Here is a 13,128-nt window from a genome sequence, read left to right as displayed (position 1 = left end):
CAGCATCCATGTGACTGAACCACCGCCATCGCGAGCAAGCTCGCTCCCACAGGAGAAACGCGATCACCCAGAACCAGGTCGGCTACCAGGCCGCCTCGCGGTGGCCGTTGATCTCGGGCGCCCCGTTAACCACGCTGGCTGAACGGAGGTGTTGTGGAGTGGGTAACCCGGCATGGATGCCGGGATAGCCGCGCTGGGCCATGGATGGCCCTTCGCGGCGGCCCACGGAGCAATGCCTTCGTTCAGGCATGCCGAGCCTAGGCGAGGCACCGAGTGGTGGGGCAGGAGCGTTTTGCTTACTTTTGCGCTTTTCGAAAGTGACCCGCTGTAAGAGCGGAACCCTAAGCCGCCGTTACCGCAGCAATGGATATACACGCCGAGCCCTCCAAAAAAAACGGCGCTTTCCATCTCGGAAGAAGCGCCGTTTTTCTTGAGCAGCTGAAGTTCAGTATCAGTCAATATACTCAAACAACTTGACGATTTTCTGCACCCCAGACACACCCTGCACCAGGTTGGTCGCCTGCGCAGCCTCTTTCTTGGTCAACAACCCCAGCAAATAGACGATGCCATTCTCAGTCACAACCTTGATACGCGAGCCGGGAATGCTGGCGTCGGTGAGCATCTGGGTCTTGATCTTGGTGGTCAGCCAGGCGTCGTTCTGGCGCGCCAGCAGCGAGGAGGGTTGCAGGACCTGCAGTTCGTTATGCACAGTCTTGACCCGTTGCACAGCGCTGGCTTCCTGTTCGGCCTTGGCCTTGAGGTCGGCGCGCGGGGTCTGGCCGGCCAGCAGTACGACGCCATTGAAGCTGGTGACGACGATGTGCGAGTTGTTGTCCAGATCCGGGTCGGCCTTGGCGATGTTCACGCCTACCTTGGTTTCAATCAGGGAGTCGTCGATCTTGCTGCCGAAGGTGCGGGTGCCGCGGTCATCTTCAATCGGCTTTTCCCGGCTGGCGTTAACCACCGATGTGCAGCCGCTGATGCCGAGGCACAGGGTCAGGGCCAGAAGGCCTAGGCGATTAGGGGTCATTCTTCACTCCCGAACAGTTGGCTGTCGATCAAGTCGCAAAGGCAGTGGATCGCCAGCAGGTGGACTTCCTGGATACGTGCGGTGACATTGGCCGGTACGCGGATCTCAACGTCTTCTGGCAATAGCAGGGACGCCATGCCGCCGCCGTCACGACCCGTCAATGCTACGACAATCATTTCGCGATCATGTGCGGCCTGGATCGCTTGAATAATATTGGCCGAGTTGCCGCTGGTGGAAATCGCCAGCAGTACATCGCCGGGTTGGCCCAGGGCGCGGATCTGTTTGGAGAATATTTCGTTGTAGCTGTAGTCGTTGGCGATCGAGGTGATCGTCGAGCTGTCGGTGGTCAGGGCGATCGCCGGCAGGCTCGGGCGTTCGCGCTCGAAGCGGTTGAGCAGCTCCGAGGAGAAGTGCTGGGCGTCGCCGGCCGAACCGCCATTGCCGCACGAAAGCATCTTGCCCTCGTTGAGCAGGGCGTTGACCATCACTTGGCTGGCTTGCTCGATGTGCGGTGCAAGTACGTCCATCGCCTGTTGCTTGGTGTCGATACTGGCCTGAAAAAGCTGGCGAATTCGCGATTGCATGTCCATCTGTGTGACCTTAAGTAGCGCGGCTTATCGGCACAAACATGTGCGGCGCGCAAAGCAAAGAGCAAAAAAGTTAGGTGAAGGTGTCCGGCTCGGCATGGGCGCTCAACTGTCGAAGGCGTTCTGCAGCCAGTTCAATTGGGCGGCGTTGCTGTCGATGGCAACCACGTCGAAGCGGCAGGGATGATCGGCCCAGCGAGGCTCGCTTTGCAGAAAATACTGCGCGGCAAAAACCAGCTTCTGGCGCTTGCGCTCGTCAATGCTGTCGAGCGCGCCACCCCATTGAGTATTTTTTCTGTAGCGGACTTCGACGAATACTACTGTATCGCCGTCAAGCATGACCAGATCAAGCTCGCCGCGTTTACACAACCAGTTCTGCGCCACCAGCCGCAGGCCTTGTTGCTGGAGATGCGCGAGGGCCTGGCCCTCGGCATCCCGTCCGCTTTGCTGGCGTGATCGGTCGGGCATCAGCGCTGGGTATCCGGCAGGCGCTGCACCTGGCCGTTGACGAACTCGGCCCAAGGCAGTTGACGCTGTACGCGCTGGGTTGGAGACACTGCCAGGCTGCCCGACAGGCCTTCGATGCGGCTGTCCGGCAGCGTCTTGAGCTGGCCCAGGCGCGGTGCCAGGCGATAGGCGTCTACACCCATCGCGTACAACCGGCCCAGGCTGCCGCCTGCCTGGGGCCACTGGGCGGTGACCTGCTTGCGCAGCGGGTCATTGGCGTCGAGCAGCCACGGGGTCTCGCAGAAGCGGATACCGCTCATGTCGTTGTACTGGTTCTGGTCACCGCTGGCGCTGAACACTGAAGACGTCGCGTAGACCGGCACATCACCTGCGTACTGGAAGTTCAGGGTGGGCTTGATCTGTTGGGCCTGTTGGGGCGTCGAGGCCAGGAAGATGAATTCGATGTCCTGGCGACGGGACGGCTGGGCTGCGACCGTGGTGCCAACGGTGCTTTGCAGGCTCTTGGCGCGACCTTCGCTCTGGCGCAGTTGGAACATGTCGGCGATCTGCTGGGCCAGTTGCACCGGCTGGTCGACCCGTTCGATTGCGATGATGGTGCCGCCATTGGCCTGCCAGTCCTGGCTGAAGGCTTTCAGGACACGATCGCCCCATTCACCCTTCGGTACCATGGCGGCGGCACGATGCAGGCCGTCGGCGCGGGCGCGACGGGAGACTTCGCGGGCTTCATCCTCGGGGGCCAGGCCGAACTGGAACAGTTGCGGTGGCCCTTGTTCGCCTTCGCTGTAGTTCAGCGCCAGGGTGGTGATCGGCAGTTGCGGGCGGGTGCTGATCTGCTTGACCAGTGGTTTTTCCAGCGGTCCGACTACCAGCTGCACGCCGTCGGCCTGGGCCTTGCGATAGAACTCGTCCATGGAGGTCAGGCTGGAGCTGTCATAGAACTGGATGCTTGGCGGCTTCTGACCGGCCTGCTGGGCCTGGTAGTGCGCGGCCATGAAGCCCTCACGCAAGGCCTTGGCAACCGCAGCCAGCTGGCCATTTTGTGGCAGCAGCAGGGCGATCTTGCTCAGCGGCTGGCTCGCCAGTTCCTTGAGCTTGACCAGGGGTGTCGGCAGTTGCAGGGCGGCGGGGTGCTTGGGGTTCTGTTCGCGCCAGTGGTCGATCGCCGCCTGCTGTTGTTCCAGGGTGCCGGCGGTCTTGACGGCCTGGGCCAGGCTCAGCCAGCCGCCAAGGTCGTCGTTGGAGCTTGGCTGCAACTGGTCGGTGGGCAGCGAGGCGATCAACGACCAGATGGCTTCGTGGTTCTTTGCCGCAGCGTCGTTTTCCAGCAGGGGTGCGATGAAAATGCGCTCCTTGGCGGCGGCCAGGGTCTGGCCATCGGCCTCCAGGGCGCGGGCGCGGACGGTACCGGTGCGAACCTGCTGTTCCACCGGCATTTCGCTCAGGTGTTGCAGGCTTGGGTGGCCCAGGGCGGTCAGTGCCGCCTTGGGCTGGTTGCGGGTCATCGCCAGTTCGGCCGACAGCGTGCTGGCAAAAATCTGCTGGCCGGGCTTGAGTTGTTCCATCGGCACTTGTTGCAGGATCTGTGCGGATTGGCCGGCATTGCCCTGGCGGTAGGCCAGGTCGGCAGCGCTCAGGCGCAGCAGGGCGGCTTTTTCCGGATTTTTGCTTTGAGTGGCCTGTTCGAGCAACTGCTCGATACTGGCATCCGGGGTGCGTGGAAGTTCGCCAAGGCTGGACGAGGGCGAGCTGGCGCAGGCCGCCAGGAGGGCAGCGAGGCAGAGGGCGGAGAGCAGCCGCAGGCAAGCGATCATGTAAGTGTTCCTGATACGAGATCAAATTAGCGTCGAATTGTACCCAAGCGCTGGCCGGGGCGCGATGTTAGTGGTGTGAATCGATCAATTTAGGTATTTCAAAGAGTGCGGTGCACCACAAAAGACGGGGATATTGACCTCCGTGGCGAGGGAGCAGGCTCCCTCGCCACAAGGGCTTGTGTAACCTTCCAGTGAGCGACATTGCCTCGGGTTACCCGTTACCGCGAACAGCCGAGACGGCCGCTACACGCTACAATGGCGGTTTTTACCGATCATGAGGTATGTGTCTTGACTGCTCCAGGTGCTTTGAATTCCGCTGCCGGCTCGCTTTATGTGGTGGCGACGCCCATCGGCAACCTGGACGATATCAGTGCCCGGGCGCTGAAAATCCTGCAGGAAGTTGCACTGATCGCAGCTGAGGACACGCGCCACTCCCAGCGCCTGCTGCAGCATTTTGGCATTTCCACGCCGTTGGCGGCCTGTCACGAACACAATGAACGGGATGAAGGCAGTCGTTTCATTACCCGGCTGCTGGCGGGCGATAACGTCGCGCTGATTTCCGATGCCGGTACGCCACTGATTTCCGATCCTGGCTATCATCTGGTGCGTCAGGCTCGGGCGGCGGGCATCAGCGTGGTGCCGGTGCCGGGCGCTTGTGCATTGATCGCGGCGCTGTCGGCGGCGGGCCTGCCGTCGGACCGTTTCATCTTCGAAGGTTTCCTGCCGGCCAAGGCGTTGGGGCGACGGGCGCGCCTGGAAGCTATAAAGGAAGAACCGCGCACGCTGATCTTCTATGAGGCGCCGCACCGCATTCTGGAATGCCTGCAGGACATGGAACTGGTGTTCGGCGCCGAGCGCCCGGCGCTGCTGGCTCGTGAGTTGACCAAGACCTTCGAAACCCTCAAGGGGTTGCCGTTGGCGGAGCTGCGAGCCTTCGTCGAAGGCGACAGCAACCAGCAGCGCGGCGAGTGTGTCGTCCTGGTGGCCGGATGGACAGCCCCGGAAAGTGAAGACGCTGTCAGCAGCGAAGCGATGCGCGTCCTGGACCTGCTACTCGAGGAAATGCCGCTCAAGCGTGCCGCGGCCCTTGCGGCGCAAATCACTGGCGAGCGCAAGAATGTGCTGTACCAGGTCGCACTGGAAAAACAGAAAGGCCAGTGAAACCAAGGTGAGGGTCTGGCCCAAGGCTTTTAGCGCTTGTTCTTCAAGCGCTCTACCGTTAACCTTCGCGGTGGAGAGTCGATCGGACAGTCGCTGCCCTCTATGAGAATTAGGGGGGGGAGGAAAGTCCGGGCTCCATAGGGCGAAGTGCCAGGTAATGCCTGGGAGGCGTGAGCCTACGGAAAGTGCCACAGAAAATAACCGCCTAAGCGCTTCGGCGCCGGTAAGGGTGAAAAGGTGCGGTAAGAGCGCACCGCACGGCTGGCAACAGTTCGTGGCTAGGTAAACCCCACTTGGAGCAAGACCAAATAGGGTCCCAAGGCGTGGCCCGCGCTGGGACCGGGTAGGTTGCTAAAGATGTCCAGTGATGGCCATCGTAGACGAATGACTGTTCAAGACAGAACCCGGCTTACAGATCGACTCTCCACCTTTTTCCCTCCCTGCCGGAATCACTGGCAGACGCAGTTCCTAATACCAAAAAAATCTTACTCTTAATAAATCACTTTAACTTGTGCGCGCAGCCGCCTGTGCTCATTCGGGTTGAGGCGAAAATTCCTACGTCAGATTCTTGTTACCCCTCCTGAAACGCTCCTAAATCTCCGATCTATAAGGCTTTTCCTTCAATCCGCGCCTTGACGGTGCGGTGGGCGCATTCCTATAGTGTGCGCAAGTGGCGGAAAGTGGCATGAAGTGGGTTTTTTTGAAGGTAAAACGCCAAAAAGTGGAGAAACGCAGACGTGTTTCGCGGAGCTAACGCTATCAGTCTCGATGCAAAAGGCCGTCTCGCTATGCCGAGCCGGTATCGTGACGAGCTCGTTTCGCGAAGTTCGGGGCAGTTAATCGTCACGATCGACGCCGTTGACCCATGTTTGTGTGTTTACCCTCTTGATGAGTGGGAAATCATCGAAACCAAACTGCGCGCACTGCCTTCGCTACGGGAAGAAAACCGCCGTTTGCAACGCTTGCTGATCGGTAATGCCGTCGACCTCGAACTCGATGGCAGTGGTCGTTTCCTGGTTCCACCGCGCCTGCGCGAGTACGCCAAGCTGGACAAGCGCGCGATGCTGGTGGGCCAACTGAACAAGTTCCAACTGTGGGACGAAGATGCCTGGAATGCGGTTTCTGCCGCCGACCTCGCTGCTATTCAACAACCGGGCGCCATGCCTGATGAACTGCGTGATTTGATCCTGTGACTATTGATAGCGGCTTTAACCACATCACCGTACTGCTTGACGAAGCCGTCGAGGCTCTCGCCGTACGTCCTGATGGCTGCTATCTGGACGGCACATTCGGGCGTGGCGGACACAGCCGGTTGATTCTCAGCAAGCTCGGTCCGGGTGGCCGGTTGCTGGGATTCGACAAGGATCCTCAAGCGATTGCCACCGGGCAAGCGCTGGCGGCCGAAGACGGCCGCTTTGTCATTGTGCAACGCAGCTTTGCCGAGCTGGCTTCGGAAGTCGCCGAGCGTGGCCTGGCCGGCAAGGTCAGTGGTGTGCTGCTCGACCTGGGCGTGTCTTCGCCACAACTGGACGACCCGGAGCGCGGCTTCAGCTTCCTCAATGACGGTCCGCTGGACATGCGTATGGACCCGTCCCGTGGCATCAGTGCCGCCGAATTCGTCAATACCGCCCCGGTGGAAGAAATCGCCCGTGTCTTCAAGGAATACGGTGAAGAGCGTTTCTCCGGCCGCATGGCCCGTGCCGTGGTCGAGCGGCGCGACATCAAGCCGTTCGAGCGCACCGGCGACCTGGCCGAGGTGCTGAAAGTTGCCAATCCGGCCTGGGAAAAGGGCAAGAACCCGGCGACCCGCGCGTTCCAGGGCTTGCGCATCCACGTCAATAACGAGCTGGGCGATCTGGAAGTCGGTCTTGAAGCGGCTCTTGAAGCGCTGGAGATCGGCGGTCGGCTGGTGGTGATCAGCTTCCATTCCCTGGAAGACCGCATCGTCAAGCTGTTCATGCGCAAACTCACCAAAGGCGAAGCCGATAACCTGCCGCGCAACCTGCCGGTGCGTTTCGAAGCCTTCGTGCCAAAAATCAAGATCCATGGCAAAGCGCAGTTCGCCTCCGAGGCTGAACTCAAGGCCAACCCGCGCGCCCGTAGCGCCGTCATGCGTGTTGCGGAGAAGTTGCGGTGAGCAAGCTCTTCGCCAAGCCACTGCCCGGCGGCAGCTTTTTCATGCTGCTGCTGTTTATCGGCGTGCTCGTGTCGGCCATCGCCGTGTCCTATAGCGCGCACTGGAACCGGCAGCTTCTCAATTCCCTTTACAACGAGCTGAGCGTGCGGGACAAGGCGCAGGCCGAGTGGGGCCGGTTGATCCTGGAGCAGAGCACCTGGACCGCCCATAGTCGTATCGAAGTGTTGGCCACCGAGCAGCTGAAAATGCGCATTCCCGGCGCTGCCGAAGTGCAGATGGTGGCGCCATGATGAAACTCGAAGGGGCGCTGTTCCCGTGGCGGTTTCGTCTGGTCCTGGGCTTGCTCGGGATCATGGTGGCGGCGATTTCGTGGCGCATCATCGACCTGCAAGTCGTCGACCGTGATTTCCTCAAGGGGCAGGGCGATGCGCGCAGTGTGCGGCATATTCCGATCCCGGCTCACCGTGGCCTGATCACCGACCGCAATGGCGAACCCCTGGCCGTGAGCACCCCGGTGACCACCTTGTGGGCCAACGCCAAGGAAATGCAGCTGGCCAAGGAAAAATGGCCAGCACTGGCCGCTGCCCTCGGGCAGGATCCCAAGGCCCTGGCCGAGCGCCTCGAAGCCCAGGCCAACAAGGAGTTCATCTATCTGGTGCGCGGGTTGACGCCCGAACAGGGCCAGAGCGTGCTCGACCTGAAAGTACCTGGTGTCTATGGCATCGAAGAGTTCCGGCGTTTCTACCCGGCCGGTGAAGTCACGGCCCATATGGTCGGGTTTACCGACATTGATGACCGAGGGCGGGAAGGTGTCGAACTGGCCTATGACGAATGGCTCGCCGGGGTCGCCGGTAAGCGCCAGGTCATCAAGGACCGGCGCGGCAGGCTGATCAAGGATGTCCAAGTCACCAAAAACGCCAAGGCCGGCAAGCCCTTGGCGTTGTCCATTGACCTGCGCCTGCAATACCTGGCCAACCGCGAGCTGCGCAATGCCATCGTCGAGAACGGTGCCAAGGCCGGCAGCCTGGTAATCATGGACGTGAAGACCGGCGAGATCCTGGCGATGGTCAACCAGCCGACCTACAACCCGAACAACCGTCGCAACCTGCAACCGGCGATGATGCGCAACCGCGCGATGATCGACGTGTTCGAGCCCGGTTCGACTATGAAAGCCGTGTCCATGGCCGCTGCCCTGGAAACCGGGCGCTGGAAACCGAGCGACACCGTCGAGGTGTACCCGGGCACCCTGCAGATCGGCAAGTACACCATTCGTGACGTGTCCAAGACCGAGGGCCCGGTGCTCGACCTGACCGGCATCCTGATCAACTCCAGTAACGTGGGCATGAGCAAGATCGCCTTCGATATCGGCGGCGAGACGATTTATCGCCTGGCCCAGAAAATCGGCCTCGGCCAGGACACCGGCCTGGGCTTCCCGGGCGAGCGTGTCGGCAACCTGCCGAACTACCGGGATTGGCGCAAGGCTGAAACGGCTACGTTGTCCTACGGTTACGGTGTTTCCGTGACGGCGATCCAACTGGTCCACGCGTTCTCCGCGCTGGCCAACAATGGCCGTATCGCACCACTGACCCTGATCAAGACCGACAAGGCGCCGCAGACCACCCAGGTGATCCCGGAGAATGTCGCCAAGACCATGCAGGGCATGCTGCAACAGGTGATCGAGGCGCCGCGCGGTGTCTATCGTGCCCAGGTGCCGGCCTATCACGTGGCAGGCAAATCGGGTACGGCCCGTAAAACCTCCGTGGGCACCAAAGGCTATGCCGAGAATTCCTACCGTTCGCTGTTTGCCGGCTTCGGCCCGATGAGCGACCCGCGCTACGCCATCGTCGTGGTCATCGACGAACCAAGCAAGGCGGGCTACTTCGGTGGCCTGGTCTCGGCGCCGGTGTTCAGCAAAGTGATGTCCGGCACCCTGCGCCTGATGAACATTACCCCGGATAACCTGCCGCCGACCCAGCAGGCCAATACCGCGCCGGTCGTTCCCTTGAAAGCCGATGGAGGGCGTGGCTGATGTCCCTGAGCCTGAACAAGATTTTTGCCCACGCCGGTCACGATCTGCTGATTCGTGAGCTGGCCCTGGACAGCCGCAATGTCCGCGCCGGGGATTTGTTCCTGGCGGTGCCGGGTGCCCGTTTCGATGGCCGTGCCCACATCGCCGATGCCCTGAAGCGTGGCGCGGCTGCCGTGGCTTATGAAGTGCAAGGCGCGACTGTGCTGCCGATCACCGATGTTCCGCTGATTCCAGTCAAGGGCCTGGCAGCGCAGCTGTCGGACATCGCCGGGCGTTTCTATGGCGAACCGAGCCGTCACCTGAACCTGGTGGGCGTGACCGGTACCAACGGCAAGACCAGCGTGACCCAACTGGTGGCCCAGGCCCTCGACCTGCTCGGCCAGCACTGCGGCATTGTCGGGACCCTGGGCAACGGCTTCCATGGCGCGCTGGAAAGCGGCCTGCACACCACGCCGAACCCGATTGCCGTGCAAGCGACCCTGGCTGACCTGAAAAAGGCTGGTGCCAAGGCCGTGGCGATGGAAGTCTCTTCCCATGGTTTGGACCAGGGCCGTGTGACCGCGCTGGCGTTCGATGTCGCGGTGCTGACCAACCTGTCCCGGGATCACCTGGATTACCACGGCACCATGCAGGCCTACGGTGAAGCCAAGGCCAAGCTGTTTGCCTGGAATGACCTGAAGTGCCGGGTCATCAACCTCGATGACGAATTCGGTCGGCAACTGGCTGCCGAAAAGCGCGAATCGCGATTGATCACCTACAGCCTGGAAGATGCCAGCGCCTACCTTTATGTACGCCAGGCGCAATTCAATGACGAAGGCGTGCGCGCCACCTTGGTCACGCCCCAGGGCGAGCACCATTTGCGCAGCACTTTGCTCGGCCGCTTCAACCTGAGCAACGTATTGGCGGCCATCGGCGCCTTGCTCGGCCTGGACTACGCGCTGGACGAAATTCTCAAGGTCTTGCCGAAGCTCGAGGGCCCGGCCGGTCGCATGCAGCGTTTGGGCGGTGGGACTCAACCACTGGTTGTGGTCGATTACGCCCATACCCCCGACGCGTTGGAAAAAGTTCTCACGGCCCTGCGTCCTCACGCCAAGGGCAAGTTGCTGTGCCTGTTCGGCTGCGGTGGCGATCGCGATCGCGGCAAACGCCCGTTGATGGCCGAAGTGGTGGAGCGGCTGGCAGACGGCGTGCTGGTCACCGACGACAACCCACGCAGCGAAGACCCGCAGCGGATTTTCGACGACATCCGCGCCGGTTTTGCGGCTGTGGATAACGTCACCTTCGTGGCTGGTCGCGGCCAGGCCATTGCCCAATTGATCGCCAGCGCCTCGGCGGACGATGTCGTTGTCCTGGCCGGCAAGGGCCACGAGGACTATCAGGAAATCAACGGCGAACGCCATGCGTTTTCCGACCTGGTGGAAGCCGATCATGCCCTGACCGCATGGGAGGTGGCCCATGCTTAAGGCCCTGAAGCTCAGCGAACTGACCAACGCCCTGAATGCGCGCCTCATCGCTGCGGACGCCACCTTCAACGGCGTCAGCATCGACAGCCGGGCGATCGCGCCGGGACAATTGTTCGTCGCCCTGGCTGGGCCACGTTTCGATGGTCACGACTACTTGAACGAAGTCGCGGGCAAAGGTGCGGTCGCGGCCCTGGTCGAGCGCGAAGTGACCAACAGCACGCTGCCGCAATTACTCGTCAACGACACCCGCCAGGCCCTGGGCCAGCTCGGTGCGCTGAACCGCGCGGCGTTTGGCAACCCGGTCGCGGCCATCACCGGCTCCAGCGGCAAGACCACGGTCAAGGAAATGCTGGCCAGCATCCTGCGCACCCGCGGTCCGGTACTGGCGACTCGCGGCAACCTGAACAATGACCTTGGTGTGCCGCTGACCCTGCTGGAGCTGGCGCCGGAACACAGCGCCGCCGTCATCGAGCTGGGTGCTTCGCGGCTCGGCGAGATTGCCTACACCGTGGGCATGACCAAGCCTCATGTGGCGGTGCTCAACAACGCCGGGACTGCCCACGTCGGCGAGTTCGGCGGCCCGGAAAAAATCGTCGAGGCCAAGGGCGAGATCATCGAGGGGCTGGATGCCGATGGCGTCGCCGTGCTGAATCTCGACGACAAGGCCTTCGAAATCTGGAAGACCCGGGCGGGCGAGCGCAAGGTGCTGACCTTTGCCCTGAGCAACCTCGCCGCGAATTTCTACGCCAGCGACCTGGACCGCGATGCCCGCGGTTGCCCGGCCTTCAACCTGCACAGCCCGGATGGCGCCGAGCGGGTGCAGTTGAACCTGCTCGGCACTCATAACGTTGCCAACGCCCTGGCCGCGGCGGCTGCCGCCCATGCGCTGGGCGTGTCGCTGCCGGGCATTGTCGCCGGGCTGAACGCCGTGCAGCCGGTCAAGGGGCGCTCTGTTGCGCAACTGGCCAGCAATGGCATGCGCGTGATCGACGACACCTATAACGCCAACCCGTCGTCCATGTGCGCGGCTGTGGATATCCTCGCCGGTTTCTCCGGCCGTACCGTATTGGTGCTGGGGGATATCGGTGAGCTGGGCGAGTGGGCGCAACAGGGGCATCACGATGTCGGTGCCTATGCGCGCGGCAAGGTCGACGCGCTGTATGCGGTCGGTCCGATGATGGCCCATGCAGTCGCCGCGTTTGGCGAACACGCACGGCATTTCACCACTCAGGCCGAACTGATCCAGGCCCTGGTCGCCGAGCAGGATCCGAACACCACCTTATTGATCAAGGGCTCACGCAGCGCAGCGATGGAAAACATCGTCGCGGCACTGTGCGGCGCCTCCACGGAGAAACATTAATGCTGCTGCTGCTAGCGGAGTACCTGCAACAGTTCTACAAAGGCTTCGCGGTCTTCCAGTACCTGACCCTGCGCGGGATCCTGGGTGTGCTGACCGCGCTGTCGTTGTCGCTGTTCCTGGGCCCGTGGATGATCCGCACCCTGCAGAACCTGCAAATCGGCCAGTCGGTTCGTAACGATGGCCCGCAATCGCACCTGTCCAAATCCGGCACCCCGACCATGGGCGGCGCGCTGATCCTGTCGTCCATCGGCATCAGCACCCTGCTCTGGGCCGACCTGGCGAACCGGTATGTCTGGGTCGTGCTGCTGGTGACCCTGCTCTTCGGCGCCATCGGCTGGGTCGACGACTACCGCAAGGTCATCGAGAAGAACTCCCGTGGGCTGCCAAGCCGCTGGAAGTATTTCTGGCAGTCGGTGTTCGGCCTCGGCGCGGCGATCTTCCTTTATATGACCGCCGCTTCGCCGGTGGAGACCACCCTGATCCTGCCGATGCTCAAGGACTACAGCATCCCACTGGGCGCAGGTTTCATCGTGCTGACCTACCTGGTGATCGTCGGTTCGAGCAACGCGGTCAACCTTACCGACGGCCTCGATGGCCTGGCGATCATGCCCACGGTCATGGTCGGCGGCGCCCTGGGGATTTTCTGCTACCTGTCGGGTAACGTGAAATTCGCTGAATACCTGTTGATCCCCTATGTGCCAGGGGCGGGCGAGCTGATCGTGTTCTGCGGAGCGCTGATCGGTGCCGGCCTGGGCTTCCTGTGGTTCAACACCTACCCGGCGCAAGTCTTCATGGGCGACGTCGGCGCGCTGGCGCTGGGCGCGGCCCTGGGCACCATCGCCGTCATCGTTCGCCAGGAAATCGTCCTGTTCATCATGGGCGGTGTGTTCGTGATGGAGACCCTGTCAGTCGTCATTCAGGTTGCTTCCTTTAAATTGACCGGCCGCCGCGTATTCCGCATGGCGCCGATCCACCACCACTTTGAACTCAAGGGCTGGCCCGAGCCGCGTGTGATCGTCCGTTTCTGGATCATCACTGTGATTCTGGTGCTGATCGGCCTTGCCACCCTGAAGCTGAGGTAG

Annotated in this window: 13 protein-coding genes and 1 other RNA gene; 9 read left to right on the top strand and 5 right to left on the bottom strand. The window is 61.8% G+C overall.

Annotated elements, in window-relative coordinates:
• Positions 1-82 precede the first annotated feature (82 nt).
• From QMK47_RS23815 to QMK47_RS23795, 5 genes are all read right to left on the bottom strand, one after another.
• Positions 83-250, bottom strand: coding sequence for a nucleoid-structuring protein H-NS (locus QMK47_RS23815; protein WP_258691287.1), 168 nt, complete (start codon positions 248-250; stop codon positions 83-85).
• Positions 251-451: 201 nt separating this feature from the next.
• Positions 452-1,030: a BON domain-containing protein gene (locus QMK47_RS23810; protein WP_003178201.1), complete on the bottom strand. Its 579-nt coding sequence runs from the start codon at positions 1,028-1,030 to the stop codon at positions 452-454.
• Positions 1,027-1,620, bottom strand: coding sequence for a phosphoheptose isomerase (locus QMK47_RS23805; RefSeq protein WP_007904374.1), 594 nt, complete (start codon positions 1,618-1,620; stop codon positions 1,027-1,029). Before QMK47_RS23805 ends, QMK47_RS23810 begins: the two co-directional genes overlap by 4 nt.
• A gap of 102 nt (positions 1,621-1,722) precedes the next feature.
• Positions 1,723-2,085 carry a YraN family protein gene (locus QMK47_RS23800; RefSeq protein ID WP_058545587.1) on the bottom strand — a complete coding sequence of 121 codons (363 nt, stop codon included), beginning with the start codon at positions 2,083-2,085 and terminating at the stop codon, positions 1,723-1,725.
• Positions 2,085-3,896 carry a penicillin-binding protein activator gene (locus QMK47_RS23795; RefSeq protein WP_214512355.1) on the bottom strand — a complete coding sequence of 604 codons (1,812 nt, stop codon included), beginning with the start codon at positions 3,894-3,896 and terminating at the stop codon, positions 2,085-2,087. The genes QMK47_RS23800 and QMK47_RS23795 overlap by 1 nt, the downstream gene beginning before the upstream one ends.
• Before the next feature lie 255 nt (positions 3,897-4,151).
• Between QMK47_RS23795 and rsmI the strand changes: the two genes are divergently transcribed.
• The 9 genes from rsmI to mraY all read left to right on the top strand — a co-directional run bounded on the left by rsmI (position 4,152) and on the right by mraY (position 13,128).
• Positions 4,152-5,057, top strand: coding sequence for a 16S rRNA (cytidine(1402)-2'-O)-methyltransferase (rsmI, locus tag QMK47_RS23790; protein ID WP_320389408.1), 906 nt, complete (start codon positions 4,152-4,154; stop codon positions 5,055-5,057).
• A 74-nt stretch (positions 5,058-5,131) separates the two neighbouring features.
• An RNA gene (rnpB, locus tag QMK47_RS23785) (RNase P RNA component class A) lies at positions 5,132-5,485 on the top strand.
• 309 nt (positions 5,486-5,794) lie between these two features.
• Complete coding sequence (gene mraZ / locus QMK47_RS23780) at positions 5,795-6,250, top strand: division/cell wall cluster transcriptional repressor MraZ (protein WP_003205355.1); 456 nt, start codon at positions 5,795-5,797, stop codon at positions 6,248-6,250.
• Positions 6,247-7,194 carry a 16S rRNA (cytosine(1402)-N(4))-methyltransferase RsmH gene (rsmH, locus tag QMK47_RS23775; protein WP_003205354.1) on the top strand — a complete coding sequence of 316 codons (948 nt, stop codon included), beginning with the start codon at positions 6,247-6,249 and terminating at the stop codon, positions 7,192-7,194. Before mraZ ends, rsmH begins: the two co-directional genes overlap by 4 nt.
• A complete protein-coding gene (ftsL, locus tag QMK47_RS23770) occupies positions 7,191-7,484 on the top strand; it encodes a cell division protein FtsL (RefSeq protein WP_072348519.1) in 294 nt (97 codons plus the stop codon). The genes rsmH and ftsL overlap by 4 nt, the downstream gene beginning before the upstream one ends.
• Complete coding sequence (locus QMK47_RS23765) at positions 7,484-9,223, top strand: peptidoglycan D,D-transpeptidase FtsI family protein (RefSeq protein ID WP_258691268.1); 1,740 nt, start codon at positions 7,484-7,486, stop codon at positions 9,221-9,223. Before ftsL ends, QMK47_RS23765 begins: the two co-directional genes overlap by 1 nt.
• Positions 9,223-10,686 carry a UDP-N-acetylmuramoyl-L-alanyl-D-glutamate--2,6-diaminopimelate ligase gene (locus QMK47_RS23760; RefSeq protein WP_253477907.1) on the top strand — a complete coding sequence of 488 codons (1,464 nt, stop codon included), beginning with the start codon at positions 9,223-9,225 and terminating at the stop codon, positions 10,684-10,686. The genes QMK47_RS23765 and QMK47_RS23760 overlap by 1 nt, the downstream gene beginning before the upstream one ends.
• Positions 10,679-12,046, top strand: coding sequence for a UDP-N-acetylmuramoyl-tripeptide--D-alanyl-D-alanine ligase (locus QMK47_RS23755; RefSeq protein ID WP_253477904.1), 1,368 nt, complete (start codon positions 10,679-10,681; stop codon positions 12,044-12,046). Before QMK47_RS23760 ends, QMK47_RS23755 begins: the two co-directional genes overlap by 8 nt.
• On the top strand, positions 12,046-13,128 hold the full coding sequence (mraY, locus tag QMK47_RS23750; RefSeq protein ID WP_253477901.1) for a phospho-N-acetylmuramoyl-pentapeptide-transferase: 1,083 nt from the start codon (positions 12,046-12,048) through the stop codon (positions 13,126-13,128). Before QMK47_RS23755 ends, mraY begins: the two co-directional genes overlap by 1 nt.

This window comes from Pseudomonas sp. P9_35 (genome assembly GCF_034008205.1).
GTDB classification, from domain to species: Bacteria; Pseudomonadota; Gammaproteobacteria; order Pseudomonadales; family Pseudomonadaceae; genus Aquipseudomonas; species Aquipseudomonas kilonensis.
The sequence above is the reverse complement of the archived record's forward strand: the minus strand, read 5'-3'. Positions and strand labels throughout refer to the sequence as shown.